Genomic DNA, 19,113 nt, shown 5'->3' on the forward strand with positions numbered 1-19,113 from the left:
CCTCTGACCTGATGGCTTCCAATGCAGCCTTTGCTTTAAAATTCCCTGGATATTGCTTTCTCATTCTGTCTCCTTTATAATGGAGTCAATATCACAGAAAAAGCAGCTTAACCATCAGTTCAAATTTCGGGGTCCATTATATTTTGCCCAAATATCTTTCTGTGCTTTCCAGAGCCTAATGCCACTATATTTTATTATTATTGCTTGTAGATATCTATCTTCGTTTCCAGACATTTTCTTAATGATAAGTCATTAACTCCAATTTCAAACCAACTTGTTGGCTTTTGAAAAAAATCCAGACCTCGACCAATTTTTACTATCCAGCCGTTATCAATACAAATTTCTCTATCATGCAAATTGGAATCAAGTTTAATATCTAAAATAATGTCGATTTCAAGAAGGCTTTGTTTGAGTTCTTCCAGGCTATCCCGCATTTCTGAAATGTTTGTTTTATCATCATAGCTGGTAATGAGATTGATTTTACGGATTGTCACATGCTTGACAATGGTTTCACAGAATCGGATAAAATTTTGGATTTGGTGTGGTGCTCTTATATATGGGTCTTCAATAGTAATTTCTTTTGCGCCTTTTAAGTATGGCCCGATAATGGTTTCATAACTGAATCCTATATCATCATAAAAAATCGTATAATGCTGCTCTTTAAGATCTGGAATATCCGGTTTCGACTCAGCTTCACCAATTTTTTCCTCAGGAATAGGTTTAGTCTCATCTGCCTGCAATTTTACTTCATAGGGTTCGGCCTGTTTCTCTTCTGCCGGGCCTTTTTGCTGATCATCTGACGCATCATCAAAATTTATATCAAGACTTTTGCGTTTGGGTTGTTGTGTGGCTTTTATGTTTTTGGATTCAGGACAATAAACAATGATTTCTTTACCATCTGCGGTGAAAAATGAAAGGTCAATATTTGCAAATTCATCATCCGGCTTTCGCTTGTTCATCTGTTCTTTTATTCTTCGCCTGCATTCAATCGCATAAGCGACATATTCTTCAAATTCTTCGTCTGTCGGCCCTTCCATTGGGTGAAGAATTTTTAAAAACGCACATAATGTTTTCTTGATGCCGATTTCATCTCGTCCTTCAATAGCTTTACCCAATCGGATGCGACTGTTTACTTCTTCATATCTGTTTTTGTGTTTTAATTGATAATGAAATGCTTCTGCCAGGTAATCTGTTATGAAACCATAATTGCTGGTTAGATATGCGGATGTGTTTTTGGGTATTTCCCATCCCGGCAGATAACAGGCAAATCGATCCATGATTGCAAGGTCAAATTCCTTTGGCAGCGGTAGAAAAAGATCATAGTCACTGGATCTGACAATTTGTTCTATGGAATGATCGATATTGCCGACAAAGGCCATACTGGCATCTGCAATCACTTCAACGCCGCGCGAGAAACGCCCGTTTGCCATGTAATCCTTCATTATCTGTATGGTATCCGGATCTTTGATCTTGATGCCCGCCACTTCATCAAATGCGACCGTATCCCAAAAACCGATCAAGCCCATTTTTTTTCGTGCATTGTTATAGAAAAGGACGGATTTTGTTGACTGGCCGCCACTTATCAATGTTGAGTAAGGTGAAAATTCACTGAAAAAATATGATTTTCCAGTCCCTCTGGGGCCAAGCTCAATAAAATTAAAATTGGCCTGCACCAACGGGGCAAGGCGAGCTATGTAATGGAATTTTATGCGTGACGAGAGTTTTGAAGGCTCCAATCCAACTGATCGCAATATAACATTTAGCCATTCATCTCGGGAAAATTTTTTCCGTTCTTCACCATATCGATCAAAATCAAAACGGCTCAACTGGATGGGACGCAGATCGTCAATTATGAAGGCATAATTATCCTCATCAAATTCATTATAGGCAATTGTTACTTCCGCCCAAATGCCGCCTTCAAGCAATCGGTCATTATCCCGATAAAATTTTTCACCTATGGCAATCCTTTGGGAATTAAAATTTTCAAGAGAAGCCCAATGACGTTTTTCTTTTTCAACATATCGGACATGAACCTTATCGATAAATTTGTGTTTTCCACTCGTAGCCACCTTGGATTGAGCGGCATTGGCTTCATCCGGCCTCACATAGTTGTCCTGAAGAGTTGCCAAAACTGCTTCCATGCCTGCCTGGATTTCAGCAGGTTCATCACTTGCACAATAGCGTGCCAGTAAAAACTCCAATACAAAGGTAGGGACGTTTGTACCTTTTTTTATCCGATGCAAAAGATCTTTTCGTACCACCCGGCCTTCAAAAACAGTAGTTAGCTTTTTATCTAATTCATCCATGATTTACACCACATAATCGGTTTTTAATTCCAGTTTGCTATAAGTTGCTAAAGTAGACGGGTTCATCGCCTGCACAATAAATTTACCTTCAAATTCAAGCTGCATTTTTAAAGTTACCTGTATGCGCTCTCCTTTCTTGATTGTGATCGTTCCGGTTGCCGGATTTACAATACCACCGGCTTTTGCTTCGCCCACCACTTTCCCGTTTTTATCATGCGCCTCAAGCAGCAGTTCTATTTCATCTTCTTGAGCAAATAAATCTATTTGCTGTTTTTCATATTCTACATCAATTACCGGCAGTCGTGTTGTTATATGTTTTGCTTCATTTTTATAGGACAGTTTGATTTTTGCCTTTTCTTGTTGGGGCTGTTCCTTACTTAAACGGATTAGAATAACCGGGACAATACATTCCTGAAGCGAAACACCACCATGAAAATAAAGCTCTCCTGCACGATAAGCAACTAAGCTGCGCGGACCGCCGACATTATTAAAGTCACCCCGTATGCCCAAGTGATTTGTTGAATGAACAAAATTTGCATTGTCAGCGGCACCTGTTCCCAACACCAATCGGTCATGGACAAACAGCCAATCGCCATTCGGCTTTGCGCAAACATCTCCGGCTTCTGCATGGGGGTTTAAAAAAAATCCATGATCTGTGGCAATAATCACTTCGTGAAAGCCCATGACTTTTAACTTGTGTATGGCCACACGAACACGCTTTAGCGTTTCTTGAATAAGCCTTAATGTTGTTTCCGGATCGGTTTCCAAATATGTATCAATTTCCAAGCTTCGTAGAACCAAAAGATCTACTTCCATTGGGATTTGTTTTCGGCGTTTAACAAAATCCGCCAACTTCATCTCTTCAAATCGCTGGCCGTATTTACTGCGCAACACATCCATACGTTGTTTTACGGTTGTGACTTTTGTTGTTCCTAAAAGAGGAATAATTTTATTATCGTCTTTGGAAAGCGTCAGAATCTTTCCGGCTTCAGGTAGCAAGCTTGCCATACCCACTGATGTTATACTCGGTAATTGAGCTGCTGCCGCTATCATTTCCACGGTACCTTCTTCAGCCAATTGCTGTTGTAATGCCATACCCAATTCATAGCGAAGCGAATCAATCATGAAAAAGGCCACTTTATGACCGCTTTCTTGTAGTTTAGGAGCAATTTTGTTTTCAAACAGGTCTGCGTTAGATAATCTTCCCACTGGCGGCCAGCCGCTCTTTTCTAAATGCCGGATGAATAAGTCCTGAACTTTTGATGAAAGGTTCCTATACTTGCTTCGGGCTTTTTCAACAACTTCATTCATAATTGAAACTGGCGTTATGGTATAAGATACGGCTTGCTCAAACTCACGTTGGAGTCTGTCAACTTCACGGAGACTGCTCACATAAAAGTCTATCAATGAATCAATGTTTTGCGAATAATCCGGTAGTTGACGTTCATAATCATCACATGCTTCGCATAATGCAAGGGCCGCGCCTACAAGTCCCCATTGTGTCTGGCTCTCGCCGATTCCCGCCCAAACATTGTCCGTATGTTGTTTTAAAATATATCTTGCCGTATCAGAATCATTGTTTTTAAGTGCTGAAATACCTTTGGCTAAAAACGATCTTTCTTCAAAAGGGAAAGTGTCACGGACTCCCAAATCGGAAATGCCTTTACAATGATCCGTTAGGTTAAGTTCTACTTCAATTAATTGGGCGCGTTGAATATATGTTGCCTGTGTCCGCCTATCATTTCGAAGGCGCTCGCAAAGGTCTTCTATAATCGGCTTTGCTTCCGTATTGGCACGTGGAACATTTGAAAGAGACTCCGGAAGGTCTGATGGAAGATCGAACACAAATTCGCTGTATAATATAAATCGCCAGAGTTCGTCAGATATACTTGACCAGGTTTCTCCTCGCGCAATGAGTTTAAGACTCAAGCATATGGCAAACAACTCTTTCGCCTCAGACACCCAGCTATCTTTGGCTTCCAATGATTTTTTTTGTCTTTCTGTTGGAGCCAGTAAAGCAAAAAGTATGTCGTTGGCAGAATCAACTTGTAATGCCACTTGCAGATTCGGCCAGCCCTTTCCGCTGCCAACCGCGTCAATCACCGCAAATGAGGGAATCGGGTCTTGACTGAATATGCGCCGAATTTCCGTTGTATGGTCCGGTTTTGCTTTTAAACAGATATGCAGATATCCATCACCGGCGCCATCTGGGAAAACACACCCGCAGACAGCGTATAAGGCAAAAGGGTCTTTTTGCTTGGCTTCATCAGTTTCAGGCGCTTTGGCCGGAACATATACAAGTAATCCTTCCAAACCAGTATTTGGGTTGCCAAGCTCTTTTAGGATCTTTAACGCATCCTCCCGGCTGGTAATGCTGCTATTGCTCGCATCAACAACTTTTATGGTATCGTTTGCCATATCCAGGCAAAGATCTCGATAAATCTTTTCAGGATCGTAAACAACAAGCACGCTGTTCTTTTTTATTCTCGGTAAGAAAACTTGATTTTGAATATATTTTTTAATTTCCATTGCATGGCTCCGATTGTCCGGTTCATGTCCTAATTTTTTCTATAAAAACGCGCTAAATTGTCCGAATGTGATGGCGAATTTTAAGTTTAATCAGATAAATAAACAATTATCCCATCATATTTTGAAATTATCCGCCAATTGCTATTTATGTCCGGATATGTCCGCATTTTTACATTTTAGATTAATGACAAAGCTTTAAATTACAATAAATTATACCGACAAAAAGAACAATTAGACCATGCCTGAATGATGTCCTGTTTATGTCCGGTTTGTTCTTACGTAGCGAGTGGCCGCCCCTTTTCCATTTCGCTCGAGCAAGGCTAAATCTTCGAGTTCTGTTAAATCCCTTCTTGCCTGACGTTCGGACACATCAGATGCGAATTTTTTCCGATAATCTTTCGTTCTGATTTCATCACCGGGGGACAATGCCCTGATCAATGCTTCTTGGCGGTAATTTAATTTGATTTCATCAGAAACAGAAGACTTTGCCGAATATAATGTCAGTGTCACGCCGGATGGTTGGTCCTGCCATTTCGGGGCAGGTAACCCATATTCTTTGCAGGCATTATATATTTTTTGGGTCCCCCGGCCGATTCGCTCCATAAGACCTCGGATATAAAGCAAATGAGAGATATCCGGATTGGTCGGCAATGACGGATGATTTTTACGCAAATCTCCCACCTTTAATTCCTTCGGCAGTCGACCGGAGTTCCAAATTTCAATTCTCGACGGATAAATCCCGACTGACAGCCCCCCTGAAAAACCGGCGTAATCTCTGTGGGCAAATGCATTGACGAGCCCTTCTCGCAACGCGTGTAGCGGATATTGCGGTTTATCCTCCCGTTGAATCCGGTCATTTTTAAAATGCGAAGTGATTGAGACATTTCGCTCTATAAAGTCAAGGACCTTGCTAAATACCTGAACGAGCGGCCCTTGAAAAATCTGATCATCCAAATATTCATTCGATCCCTTGTCTTCGGCAAAGCGGGTAGCCCGGACCCTGACCTGAGGATGCCTTATGGCAGGATTTTTTGCGAAAAAAACATCTGCAGCTTGCGTAAATACCCCGAACCGAAATACCCCCAATTCCGCCAATATTGCCATATGATCATTTGAATCTGAAAAATCAAATCGCCCTGCTTTTTTTGCTTCTTCAGTGGTTTTAAGAATCTCATTGTTATCCAGATCTTCCGTTTCAAGTGCCATGGCCGGTCGGCGCTCCCAACGGTCAGGTTCAACGGACTTGGATTGCACCATATCCCTAAGTATAAGAGCATCCACTATCCGGGTTGTCGTTTTTTGACGAATGTAAACCGCTCCTTTAAATACATACGGACGGTCTTTTCCTTGTGGTACCTCAATGGAAATAATCGAATGCTCATCTTCTTCGTCGGCATTTACGGAAAAAAACGCTTTGGGCGAAATTGCATCATTTAAAAAACTCTGAAGAACCAAAGCAGTAGGGTTGGCATTTTCAATTCCAACAATTTTCCCTTTTTCATCGACACCGCAGAAAATCGTCCCGCCTTTTGTGTTGAGAAATGAACAAACAACTTTGGCAATTTCATCCATGGGTTCGGCAGAGGTTTTAAATTCTGTTCCAAGACCCTCACCGTTGCGAATCTGTTTTTTAATGGCATCTGGAATCATGGTTTCACCTCCTTGCTAACTTGCTTTCTCACGGCTTTTGCATCTTTCAGGTGCTCTTCAAGAAATCGCTCTACTTCCTGGTAACGATAAAATTGAGCGGATGCATACAACTGGGCGTCGTCAGGTGTGGCGAATTTTTGCACCCAATTACCTTTTCGCTCTTTCAACTGACTTGTATCATGAAGAATTGCAGCTTCATACATATCAATCACGCGGAGATCATCGATTACCATATTTTTATGAAGATCGAGTTCTGAACGCTTTTTTGAAGATTTATATCCAATATTGGATAACAGCGTACGGGCAAAAATCACATGATCATGGGCCAGGACCCAACGAGGTTTATTCAGTTCAATGGCTTTTAAAAGTTCTTGATGGGTGATTGACTTTGTTTTTTTGTCTTCTTTTCCGCTGCCATAGTGAGTGGTGATAATTCCTAAAAACAAATCGCAGTTTTTAACCGCATCCAAGCAGTTATCAAAGGCTGTTTTGTTCGACAACACCGGCACCGTGCCTTTATGGGACATCCAGACTTCATAACCAAAGTTCGTGAGGATGGAATATACCCTATCCAAGAGTTCTTCGATGCCGTAAACCGTAGATGAAACCATCACAATAAGTTTTGGCTTTTTGGCCATTTAAATGTTTTCTCCCGTCTTTATAGCAATTAATTGCTTGAATTGTTTTTCGCTAAGATCTTTCGGCGCCCATTTGGTTTTAGGATTGCCTTTTTTGTCTGTACCCGTTTCCACTTCTTCCCATAAGTCGGCTTCCAAATCATGGGCAATGGCATAGCTTCGGTCCTTGTGGCTGGCCCGGATCACACGCTCCGGCCAAATGCTATATGCCAGATGCGCCCAATCGTATTTGCCTTTTTCAAGTTCTTCCCATGTCTGTTTCAGGGTATTATGCCAGGGTTTATATTGAAACAGTTTCCACAAAGGTGCGGCTGTAATTTGAACTCCGTCGTTTAAATTGGGTTTCCAGAACTTGGCTATGCGCAGTAGATCATCTTGGAAATCTTTCAATTCCAATGCAAGATCAGACAGCTTTTCAAGATCTTTTTCCTCCTGTCCGGACCGATTGGTTTTTTTGCGTAAACGTTCTACATCTTCTACAACCAGTTTCAATTTAGGACCCACAAAATTGTTCACGCAGGTATATAGGATTTGATCGGTCAGGCGATGATAGTAAAGCCAGAGAGTATATGATCCGGATGGAGTAGACAGAGGCCAGTAAATCGGAGCCTGGCGACGACTTTTGGAATATCGTTTTAAATGGTCGGCAAAGAATTTTCCAGGTTTTGCAAAATACTCGCGTAAAGAGCGTACTCCCAGGATTTCACAAGCCTCTTGTTCGATATCGCTGGCTTTATCTTTCCAGATAACTTCAATGGCTTCACGAACACGGGCGATAATGTCTTCTGGATGGCCTTCGTCGTCAACAGTAATACCGGACCAGGAAATGCGGAGCGGATAATCGGAAAGTACGTCATTTGGTTCAGCAGGGAGGCCGTCAGCATTTTGGAGCATACAGGGGGAGCAGGTTGGAAGAGGAGCAAATGGATCGGGTAAGTTTGTCGGCTCCTTCACGCCTGTTGCATATCGGATATCCCAACGGCCCAATATAGTTCCATGGCAATATGAAAGAATTGTATGAGCTGTAAACCAACCCACATTAACAAACAAATCTATATCCGATATTGGTGAACGAATCTCAGGTTGTTGTTTTGTAAAGACACTAATTAATTCAAGTTCAGATTCACTTAATGAAAAACTCTTTTCTAAATCTGCTTGGCAAAACTGTTCGCATTCATGAATTTTGGTAATTGCATCCTCAAGCATATTATTAATCAAGGAAATGTATTGCTCAATAGAATTTTGACAGGTAACAATACCATTATATAAAGAAGATATTTCATCAAATCTCTCACATAACATTCTCATTTCTATTGTTTCTTTAACCTTTTCAACAACTCTAATGGGATCTATAAAAGGTTTAAATGGAAGTAAGTTTACATACCCAGAATATTTATGTTGTCCACAATAACGGTTTAAAGAATAGCGAACCAGAGGTGTATTAAGGAAACCTAAAAGCATTAAAGCATCATGTGTGTTTATAATTGGGAAAGATTGTCCTTCTACAGTAAATATATGATTTTCTGGAAGAACATGCGCACAAAAAATGTCACATCTTTTACCGAAACATACTCCTTTTTTCAGATGTTGTTCCCCATTTCTTATAACAGTTGCGGTATCTTTAGGAATTTTCTCTGGGGGAACAGGAGAAATTATAACCGCAACATTTGTGGTTTTATAAGGTTCGAAACCTGACCCGTTAAACATTCGAGCTTTAAATTTTTTATCTTTATGAGGTGAAATTTCCCACCAAACTCTAAAATGTTTATCGGCTTTTAACGCGTGCCCTTGATAAGCAGTAAAACCATTTGCACTTATTGATAAACAATTTGAAAAAGCATTTCTCAAAAATGCTGGAAAGTCATAACCAATAACAGCATTAGGGAATTTCCAAAAGTTTAACCCATTTTCAATAGAGCATTTATTATTTTTAATAGATATTGGTATATTTTTAATATAACATTTTAAAACATTTTCTTTTTCTCCAGGGGCATCTTCTCTTAAATCAATAAAAACACCTGCTCCTAATATCTTCGATAGAATTGTTGTTGTAACTTCGACATTAGCATCCAAAACATTCCAACCAAGATCAACTAAATATCTTAAACGGTTATCAGATATAAGATGTGTTTTTCGAAAATTTTCATAAGTACTTTTAATGATAGCTGTACGATCATAGATGACACCACTTGATCCAGACATGCTTAGAAGAGAGTATGCTCTATCAATGAAGCTACAAAGTATATTATTGTTCCAATCTCTATAATATTGATTTAAAAAATAAAATGTTTTTTCAGCAGCTTCCCCAAACGGCGGATTCATCAATACCACATCATAGCGCTTCCGGCAAAGATCTATAAACGCAAACCCTTTTGCCGCATCCTCCGCAAAAAGCCTCAGTCGGCCACCGTCTTTATCTTCCGCATGCTCTGCATAATTTTGTAAAGCTTCCAAAATCTTTTCTTCAGCGGTTTGCCAGAACTGAGTCTTATCCGGCAGATCAGCAAAATCAAACAAGGATCGTTGCTGATTTATAGGAGCAAAGCCCGGCAGGTAATCGGCTTCTTCTTTTCTACGCAATAACTCTTTATTAAATTCCTCACGGGCTTTATTTACTGCATCTTCGATTTCTTCCTCAATTTTAAGCAAAGACCCGGCTTCTCCGGCAAGTTCCATTTTCTCAAAAATGATTTCAACTAACTGGCCCAATACTCTGGGTTTCATTTGCTCGGAAAATGCTTGTAAAAATTCCTTTTCACCCGGCATAGGTTCTGCGCATACGATATTGGACTTTCGAATTTGCGGTCTATCCACAGGTTTGACATTCTGTTCTTTCCAGCTTCGCTGAGCTCTGAGCCATAAGGATAGCCCTGCAATTTGAACCGCCCTGGGATCAATATCGATTCCATGGATATTATTTTCGATAATTAACCGGGGAATATCTTGCAGCAACTCATCTCTTGTTTTGTATGTTTCTGTTAATAAACACAATTTCTCATTGTCAGCTACTTGCCATTGTCCGGTTGACTGCAGATCCCATGCTTCTTCATAAATCTTTTCAAAAAGATCAAACGCATAAAGACCGAAATGCATTGATCCACAAGCCGGATCAAGCATTAGAATTTTACGGGGATCTTTAATCGGATGATGTTCTATATATACAGGTTGTCTCAGCAGCTCTTCCTGGCTGAGATCAGCATCATTGTCTTTTTGCTCCGGTGCTTTTTCGCCTTTTTGTAAAAAGATTTCATTGGGCCGTCTAACCAGATAACGGCACTGATCTTTTAAGACTGTATTTCCCTTTGTCATCTCATACCAGATCCGGCCCAAGGTATTGTCCGTTAAAAATTCCACCACATATCGGGGCGTAAAAAACTGGTTGCGCACCGCAAGTTCCCGGCTGTTTCTCGGAGCCTGGGATTCATCCCGCATTTTTTTCCGTTCTTCCTTGGAATTAAAATACTGATAAATCCAGCCGATAGTTTCGTCTTCCGCCCATAGCGATTCGAGTTCTATATCATTGATTTTGTCAAGTAGAGCCAGCAAAGCTGTTTCTTTTGGGAAAAGCCTGCCCATGGGTGAATAGCGGTCAAACAATACGGCAAGATCAATTGAAAATTCATCAAATACGCTAAAAAGATAGTTTCTATAAGTATTGCCGGTTTCCCCCAATGCTGTTTTTGCCACACGCGCATAAAGTTGGAACCCTTTTGAGTTATATCCTTTTGCAACGGATTCTATCAATATGCCTCTTGCTTCCGCCATGCGTAAGGCGCATAGCCGGTTTAAGACGGTAAACGCCTGTTCCCGGACAATGCGGCCGAGTATCTCTTTTAAATCACTTGCCGGGCTGGACGTCTGATAATGCGCCATTGTTTCGCGTAATAATTTTGCGGTTTGATGTTGCGAATCAGTTAAATGGGGAAGGCTGTCTATGTTGCTAACAGTTCCGGTATCCGGGTCCATGCCGTAATCGTTTTGCAATTGGCGTGAAAATTCTTCTGTAAGTAATGTACGGGCATCTGAAACATATTTTTGAAGTTTATTTCGAGTGGCCTGATCAAACGCCATGAAAGGGCTTCCTTATAGGTTTTTGGTTTATGAGCGGCTGACCGGCCATTTGGGGAAGTTTTTGTTCCACCGATCTTCATTTACTACCAGCGTTTTGTGGGCGATTTCCTTTTCCCAGCGATCAATAGGGCGGCCTGGCAGCAATTGTATGCGAACTTCCTTATTCATTCTTGAAACCAGGGCATTATCCAAAGTTAGTAAGCAGAGATAATAGACGGGTTTTTCAATTTTGTTTTCGGCCCACCGATACAAAAAAGAGTCGCGGTATTTATACTTTAAAAATTCCGTTAAATGATTGAAATGGTTATTGCCTTGGTTATTCATTGGGAGCATGAAAATCCTTTACTTCAACAAACAGATATTCATTTTCAAGCTCAACGATTAGATCCACTGCTTTCATGGCATGGGATAAACCGTGATAGGTTTGTTTACTATTATCTTTTTCATCAAAAACAAACGCGTCTATTGCATCCGTAAAGTCAAACTCAAAACCGTCCGTGTTGACTTTCATTTGCCCAGTCCTCCCATAGTATTTTCAATATCCTTATCGACCAATTCTGCATAAGCCGTATCAATGGCATTTGGACAAATTTTTAGATAATCGTTAGTACTGCTTATTTCAATTTCATTCTCATCGTTTTTATACAAAGCATGAAAAAGGATATGATCGTTATCTTGCCTCAATAAATCGAGCCATTTCAAAACAACATGATCATGTGTTGCCAGAAAAATCTGCTGGCCTTCGCGAGCCATTTCCAATAAAATTGAAATCAAATGTTTCACAAGTGAGGGATTAAGGTTTGACTCCGGTTCATCCCAAAATAGCGGGCCGGATACTCCGGGAAGGATATGGCCTGTTTCGATCAGTCGCTGCAAAACACCTAATTTCCGAAACCCTTCGGCGGCAAGCTCGACTTCGAGTATTTCCCCTTTTGTAGGTTTGTAATAGAATTTTTTTTGTTTTACGAGCAGAAACTCACCTTCGCAAATTACTTTAATTTTTTTTATAAGATTGGATAACTGTAAACTTTGTTCAGCTTTCAATACGGGTGTTTCGATGGCCTGACAAAGATCAAAATAAGTTTCATCGATAGTAAGTTCACGTTTAAGATAAAGGCTTGAGAACCCCTCAAAAATGCTTAACATTTCTTTTGGCGGGATAAACACCGGCTCCCAGCTATACCTTTCATATTCCATATTATCTGTTACAACCACCTCATCCATATCATTAGAAAATGCAAATTCAATGAATCGATTGGGTTTTAAATCAGCACGAATGATTGCTTTTTTATCATTGCGGCAGAGTCGCCCGATTTTGCCTTCCGGTTTAAAAACGCCTTTTAATTTACTGGTTATATAGCGTTTCGGATCACCGAAAAGTTCCTTCTCAAGCGGTTTATTGGCAGCGCACAAAGCATACATCAGTTTTAGAAGATGAGATTTTCCTGTACTATTTGCTCCAATAAACACATTGATCCCTTCAGTGAATTTAACGGAAAGCTCTTTAAATGCCGTAAAGTTTTTTATTGTAATCGAATTAATCATCCTTGCTCTCCTTGTTGTCAATCAGGTGACTGGTCAAAGATAAACCGTATCTCAAATTTATCGTGTTTTATCGCATCAACACGGATTTGCTCAATTTTTTTCAGCATATCGTTTAGCTGCTGAAGAGAAATGATTTTGACGGGAATTGAAAACGTTTTTAAATAGGTATTTTCTTCTTTTGCTTTTTCCAGCCGTTCTTTTTCTTTTTTGGCTGCGCGTTCGGTTCCCATGGAGATTATTCTTTTACGAATGTCTTGAATAGTCGTGTAAATATTAAATTCCTGAGTAATAAGCTGTTTTATGCCATCAATATTTTTTTCAGGCACGATCTTAAAATTTTCAATTTGCAATAAAACACTGGATTGTTCTTCCTGAGTCAGCTCATGCCATTCGTTTAATCGCCTGAGGTCTGCTTCTGCTTCTTTTATTGACTTTTCCTGTACTTTGTTCATTTTTTCCGTAGCATCACGGACATATGCTTTAATATTAGTTAGCGAAGTGCTAAACTCAGTTGGGTGTTGATAAAAATTTTCAGTTGAAAGTTGTTCTTCCAATAACGAGATTTCTTCAGCAAGATCCTGCCGTAATAGACCCGGCACACCGGAATCAGGTAAGTACCTAATAGTTCTGATATGACGCTGCAATTCTCTTATCGTATTTTCCAGTCCCTGTTTAAATGCTACATCCACAATTCCAGCCCACTTTAAATTTTCATAAAGACCGGATTCTTCGCCACCGAGTCGTTCCGGAGCATCGGATGCATCGGTAAAAAGAACATCTGCTATCTCTTTGCTGACCGACTGTATACGATCTGCACCCGGAAGATTTAATGCATTTAGCTTTTCCCCTAAAGGAGCATATCTGTTTTGAAATTGCGGCAGATGCTTTGCTGCGGTTTTACTGATTTCATCTTCCAATGGTACAACTGTATCGCCTATCAGTTCCGTCAATCGCTTGGCCGCACGCGCCAAAATATCATTGGAGGGTCTTCCGACACGTAAAGATACGCCAACGGGTCTAAAGGTGTTATTTGTTTTTAGCGCATCAATTGCCTGTTGACCATTAACCGTAACTTCCCTGCCGGAAACTTTTAGCTTGATCTCACCGGCAAGCAGTAATGCGGCAATTAGATATCTTAATGTATCTTGAGACCAACCGAATGGAGCGTTTGTGAAATGTTCTATCAGACGTTTTCCTTCAACTGTTCCATTGCGGTCGATATAATCCCTGATGCTGATCAGTGAAATATGGTCTTTATATATCGAAGGAGTGGCGCCGATTGTCTGCACAAGATCCAATGGGTCAATTTGTGATGTGATCGCAGACAAATTGCCTGCTCTTAAAAATTTTTCAGCCAGGGTTGTATCAACTCGGACAGGCGCTTCAGAATTTCTATCAAACACTTGGGGGGCAACACTTGCCAGATGCTTTTTGCATGATTCGAGTAAATCCTGATCCAGATTGTCTATCGCGGTGGATTTGCCGCGAAACAAAAAACTTCCTTTGGTAAGAGATCTTTTAATAACTTGTTGAAGTTCATTTGTAAGTTTTGTAGCCCGGTCCGATTGAGAAGAACAATATTCTTTTACTTCCTGGTCGGGATCATTTCTATAGCGATTGCAGATTTCCCGGCAGCGATATATCTCTGCCAGTTTGTCATTAATTTCCGGATCTTCTTTTCCAAGAAGATAAATTATGTATTGAGAACTGCGAGCTCTGGATTCATCAATTAATCTGGTATGATCCGTATCAAAATTACCTGGTGCGCTGAGTTCCGCAACAGTCTGAATGGTTTCACGCTCACCGGCAAGACCGGCGGCAAATGATCCACTCTGGAATTTCAATCCAGTCCTGACAACCAATGTGCCATTTAATCGAGTGGTCGGTAGAGGATTGAATGCTTCTTTTAATGCTTCATTAAAAAGGCGCCGGGTCTCGATGTTTCGCAAAGGTATGTTGGCGCGTTCTTGTTCAATATCATTAAGTTTTTCACTGTAAAAACAAAGATTTCCTTCCTGTTCACCAAAAGGGACAAACGGATCATTGATTAATTCGTCTACGGCAGTTTGCACCTCATCCTTTCGGGATGGAGATGTGATGCTAGAATGCATTAAGCTGGACACATTTTTAACCGTTACCGGGAGGTTGCCTAAAATCTGGAGAATGCCCACTGTTTTGGCCACATCTTGATGAATCGTTGAATCATTAAATCTAATTACTACTTTTCCCACAGATTGGTGAATAGAAGGAAAGGCCTTCCGGATATCTTTTTCCAGCGTATCATATATAATGACGGTTGTAGTTAGCCATCCAATCGTTTGCTCGGCAACGGGTGCTTGATTTGTTAACCCTTCGATTAAAATATCCTGTACCACTTTAATGGCGGATCTAAGACCGATGCCGCCGGTGGATTTAGCCAATGCACCTAAAAGATGAAGAAGAATATCAAAGTGTGCAGGTAAAAAAGGATACAGATTTATAAACGTTTCTTTGTTAAAATCAGAGTCATAATATTTAGCATCCTGAAGCTTGGTATTGTATCTTAACGCCTCACCATTTTTGACAAACAGATTATCCAGTAATTTTTCACCCTCGGATGATTTTCCCAATAATCGTCTATAGCATATTTCTTTAATATCGCTGGATTCCAGATCAACTTGTATAGGAAAGCGATCCTTTAGCTTGTAAAGTTCAGGAGAGTTAAATGCTGCCCTCGGGTCATCTTCGGTAAGGGTTTGTTGGGCGGTACTGATGATCCAGGCTTTGCCGTTACCGATTTGTTTGAGGTTTTTGGCGAGCCCGTCCATATTGAGTATAAGGTTCTGTCGTGATCCAATATATTGTCCTACTTCATCAATAATAAAAAGAATATACTGCTTGCCGGTAACATCGCGCACTATATCTATCATTTCTTTGACTCGTTCATTTTCAAATTGGATAAAATCGCTTGTTTCCGTGTTAAAAGCGAACGGGGTTTTAAAGATTTCAGGATACATCTGATGGGCAATATCCGGAATCATGCTGTCTACAACAAGGGGATCGTTTTGAATTGAGGACCAATCTGTGCCTAAATCATCTTTGATTTTTTGCTCAAATTCTTCATAACGGCCGTCTTTTTGTAGTTTGCGTTCAAAAGCCGCAATTTTTATATTTCGAGAGTATCCTGCAAATTGAAGCACTTTATAGAAAAGCACCGTGGATACATCTTCCATATTGGCACCTGCAAGCATTTCACTGGCAAGGTCCAAAAAGACAACTGCTGCGGGAAACCGTTTTGAAACGGTTGATAACAAAGCTTTGGTCTGTGCTTTGTGGAGCCGATCCTGCAAGTACTTTATAAAAGATGTTCCGCCGATTTGCACTTGGTCATCAAGGGCTAAGCCTAAATATTTGGTAAATGAGCTTTTACCGGAGCCATAAAATCCGGAAACCCATACACCAACTTCATTTTCTCCACCGGCTTCCATAGCTGCCTGCATTCTTGAAAGCAATTTTTCAAACTGTTCCTCAATACTATCAGTAACAACATATTCGGTTATTTCTGCTTTCAGCCTGTTTTCTTGTGATGCATTATAAGTTATGACTTTTTCAATGGTCCGATGAATATCTTTTTTGGGATCAAACAGCTCTTTAATCTTTTCCATCATAACACCTATATTTTATTAAGCAATTATCCACCGACATGAAGTGATCGGTAATTGCCGTCATCCGGGTAGAAACCGAGAAATTTGAGTTTTGTTTTTCCGGTTCTTTCACCGGGATAGAAAAAAACTGCGGGAGAAGTAAATTTTCCTTGAAGATTTACTTCAATTGCACCGATTCGCATATATGGATGAAGAGCTTCAAGGTCTGTCACAAGTAAAATTGATTTATCTTGATTATCCAATTCGCTGAGCTTTTCTTCGAGTAATTTCTGTAATGAGCCATTGCTTAATGTATTTGCTAAAGACTGATTTGTTTTTTCCCATTTAGTTGGGGCTTTGCTGTCTGCAGTCAGCCATATATTTCTAAGAGGAGCAGCTTCAAGAATTTGCGCAATATTTTCCAGAATTGAAAAAACATGTACATTCCATCCTTCGTTTTTTAGTTTGGCTGTCCAGGCAGGCATTTGTCGCTTCACTTCCAATATTTTGGAAGGGGGAAACACAAGATAATAAATCGGCTCAAAACTGGCGTGGGATAGTTCCCGGCCATGACGTATTCTCTCCAATAATTCTTTGAAATCATCATTTAATGATGACATGAAACAATTCCTTCCAACTTTTATAATTCCATCCAATTCGTATAACATCGCCTGCGTATTGAGTTATAAAAAACCCTTTAAGAGAAAGACGTTTCATTTCCTCTTTCAAATCTTCTTGTTGCAGCCCAAATAAATTCCAATCTGGGTGAGCAATAAGTGCATTATCACCAAGGCCTGCAAAATGAAGATCATATGCAAGTAAAGCAATGGTCTTTTGTTCGATATGAAAGGGTATGATTTTACGAACACTTTTTCGGCCTTTTTCAAGCAGACCGAAGTCTGCACAGCATCCTGTCAAGTAAGTTGACACTCGCTTAATAGTACTATCTGACCAGCATCTTATGGTTTTGCCGTTCTGGTTTGCTTCAATGACAAAACGTTTAGCATCATAGTTGCTTATCGAATCTTGTCCGCCAGCGTATTTCACCCAATAAACCTTTTTGACGAAGTCCGATAGGATAGTATTTGCCCTTGATGTGAAAAGAAAAAATAGTTGTATCAATTCTGTTGATGAAAGTTTGTTTTTAAGGTCTTTTATTATTTCAGCGGGGTAATCATTTGTAACAAGGTATCGCGGCGCAAAACATTCTGCCACAATGTTTCGTAGCCGCCTTGCCGTTACATTCGAGAAATAACCTGAATCCAATGCGATCTGGTATAACGTAGCCGATTTCATTCCGGGCTGCCATAATTCCAGAAGTGTTCGAGTTTCATAGATAACCCCAAGCCCTGCTTGCAGTTGAGTTGTATATAATTTGTTGTTACCCATTATGATGTCGTGAAATAGGGATACGTATTTTTATTGTTTTTAAATGCACTTGCATATTGCCCTGCAACTATTTTCCATGTTTTGGGAATTAATATATTGTAATTATCACCTAATCGATGAGGGCCAACGGTTTGTTCAACATTGTCTTGCCCGAATTCAGATACAAATTGTTCGGCTGCATTCATACTTTTTATCACATTTTGAACTAAAATTATTACATCAGGATTGTCCAGAAGGTGATGCATTTCAATTTCATGAGTTTCCGGCAATCTGAATAAATGGAATACACCTTTCCCAATACCGATATGTTCATCATGGACAATAGTTGCGGCTTCTCTTACACCGTGATACTGAGTGGCAAAACCGGTTTTGCTAAATACCGGTGATAGAAACGCAGAACTTATCGGTGAAAAAAAAGAACTTGACCACCACGAATATTGATCAGTCTCGCCAAGATAACCAATACACATTCTTAGCAAGAAGATGTCTTGTAATACTTCTTTTTTCATATCAATATTTTTTAATTATATAAGCTTGCATAGCCAACAAAATTAGATTCTTTTAAAGATTGGCAGGTTTTCATTTTTAAGACGATCGTTTATTAAGCCTTATGGTTTTCCTTACAAGCGTTTTTTATTTCTGATTCTATTTTTTGATGCCTCTATTAAATTTTTTTATGGTATTAAAAACAAATTCTTATAAAGGGTAATGGTCTATTTGAATGATTGACAAATTTCAGCACCCTACCAAAGTGGAATAAATCTCTTTTTCTTAACCATAAAACGGTCAGGAATGTCAAACATTTTTAAAAATTACAGATGGTTTTAAGCCCCATCACTTACTGATATTAATAATATGTTTTCCTACTATACAATCTAATACGTAGCATGAATTGTAAAAATATTTTGCATGTTGTTCTGGTATGTTCGGGAGATATCAAAGCCTGACTTAAACCTGTGATAAGAAGAATATGAAACAAAATAGGTATAGCACATTTAATATTGTTTAATAGGAACATAAATTATGGAGGCGTAAAATGATAGCGAAGAAAAAGAGAAAGAGAGGTATTGACGAGTGAAAAACTGGATTGTTTACCTTGTGCGATGCACCGATGGAACTCTTTGTTGCGGGGTAACCAATGATCTTTCGAAGCGTATCAAGGCGCATAACTCCGGCAAGGGGGCGGTTTACACTCGAGGAAGGTTTCCCGTCCACCTCGAAGCTAAAAGCAGGACAATGACGCGATCGGAGGCGCTCAGGCTGGAAATTCTGAAGTGGATAACAAAGGAAAAGTTACTATAATTATTGTTGGATTTTATTAGACCGTAATGAGAAAATAAAAAACCCGTTATTTCTAACGGG

General features: G+C 39.9%; 13 protein-coding genes. 1 reads left to right on the forward strand and 12 read right to left on the reverse strand.

Annotation, left to right across the window (positions count from 1 at the left end; genetic code table 11):
- Nucleotides 1-197: 197 nt before the first annotated feature.
- The 12 genes from brxL to VXK47_RS15425 form a co-directional block, all read right to left on the reverse strand.
- Nucleotides 198-2,306, reverse strand: a complete 2,109-nt coding sequence (brxL, locus tag VXK47_RS15370; RefSeq protein WP_435549669.1) for a BREX system Lon protease-like protein BrxL — start codon at nucleotides 2,304-2,306, stop codon at nucleotides 198-200.
- A gap of 3 nt (nucleotides 2,307-2,309) precedes the next feature.
- Nucleotides 2,310-4,835, reverse strand: coding sequence for a PglZ domain-containing protein (locus VXK47_RS15375; RefSeq protein WP_435549670.1), 2,526 nt, complete (start codon nucleotides 4,833-4,835; stop codon nucleotides 2,310-2,312).
- Between the two features lie 258 nt (nucleotides 4,836-5,093).
- Nucleotides 5,094-6,485: an RNA-binding domain-containing protein gene (locus VXK47_RS15380; protein ID WP_435549671.1), complete on the reverse strand. Its 1,392-nt coding sequence runs from the start codon at nucleotides 6,483-6,485 to the stop codon at nucleotides 5,094-5,096.
- On the reverse strand, nucleotides 6,482-7,123 hold the full coding sequence (locus VXK47_RS15385; protein WP_435549672.1) for a DUF4062 domain-containing protein: 642 nt from the start codon (nucleotides 7,121-7,123) through the stop codon (nucleotides 6,482-6,484). The genes VXK47_RS15380 and VXK47_RS15385 overlap by 4 nt, the downstream gene beginning before the upstream one ends.
- A complete protein-coding gene (gene pglX / locus VXK47_RS15390) occupies nucleotides 7,124-11,194 on the reverse strand; it encodes a BREX-1 system adenine-specific DNA-methyltransferase PglX (protein WP_435549673.1) in 4,071 nt (1,356 codons plus the stop codon).
- 27 nt (nucleotides 11,195-11,221) lie between these two features.
- Entirely contained in the window at nucleotides 11,222-11,518 is a 297-nt protein-coding gene (locus VXK47_RS15395; RefSeq protein WP_435549674.1) for a hypothetical protein, read from the reverse strand.
- The gene (locus tag VXK47_RS15400) at nucleotides 11,511-11,705 is read right to left on the reverse strand and encodes a hypothetical protein (RefSeq protein ID WP_435549675.1); all 195 of its coding nucleotides are present in this window, start codon (nucleotides 11,703-11,705) and stop codon (nucleotides 11,511-11,513) included. Before VXK47_RS15400 ends, VXK47_RS15395 begins: the two co-directional genes overlap by 8 nt.
- Nucleotides 11,702-12,739, reverse strand: a complete 1,038-nt coding sequence (locus VXK47_RS15405) for an AAA family ATPase (RefSeq protein ID WP_435549676.1) — start codon at nucleotides 12,737-12,739, stop codon at nucleotides 11,702-11,704. Before VXK47_RS15405 ends, VXK47_RS15400 begins: the two co-directional genes overlap by 4 nt.
- Nucleotides 12,740-12,756: 17 nt before the next feature.
- Nucleotides 12,757-16,386, reverse strand: a complete 3,630-nt coding sequence (gene brxC, locus VXK47_RS15410; RefSeq protein ID WP_435549677.1) for a BREX system P-loop protein BrxC — start codon at nucleotides 16,384-16,386, stop codon at nucleotides 12,757-12,759.
- 23 nt (nucleotides 16,387-16,409) lie between these two features.
- Complete coding sequence (locus VXK47_RS15415; RefSeq protein WP_435549678.1) at nucleotides 16,410-16,982, reverse strand: BREX protein BrxB domain-containing protein; 573 nt, start codon at nucleotides 16,980-16,982, stop codon at nucleotides 16,410-16,412.
- Nucleotides 16,966-17,751, reverse strand: a complete 786-nt coding sequence (locus tag VXK47_RS15420; protein WP_435549679.1) for a BrxA family protein — start codon at nucleotides 17,749-17,751, stop codon at nucleotides 16,966-16,968. Before VXK47_RS15420 ends, VXK47_RS15415 begins: the two co-directional genes overlap by 17 nt.
- A complete protein-coding gene (locus VXK47_RS15425; RefSeq protein ID WP_435549680.1) occupies nucleotides 17,751-18,260 on the reverse strand; it encodes a BrxE family protein in 510 nt (169 codons plus the stop codon). The genes VXK47_RS15420 and VXK47_RS15425 overlap by 1 nt, the downstream gene beginning before the upstream one ends.
- A gap of 565 nt (nucleotides 18,261-18,825) precedes the next feature.
- On the opposite strand from VXK47_RS15425, the gene VXK47_RS15430 reads away from it, so the two are divergent.
- Complete coding sequence (locus tag VXK47_RS15430; protein WP_435549681.1) at nucleotides 18,826-19,053, forward strand: GIY-YIG nuclease family protein; 228 nt, start codon at nucleotides 18,826-18,828, stop codon at nucleotides 19,051-19,053.
- Nucleotides 19,054-19,113: the final 60 nt, after the last annotated feature.

The sequence above is a fragment of the Desulfobacterium sp. N47 genome (genome assembly GCF_051233685.1).
In the GTDB taxonomy this organism is placed as follows: Bacteria; Desulfobacterota; Desulfobacteria; order Desulfobacterales; family RPRI01; genus RPRI01.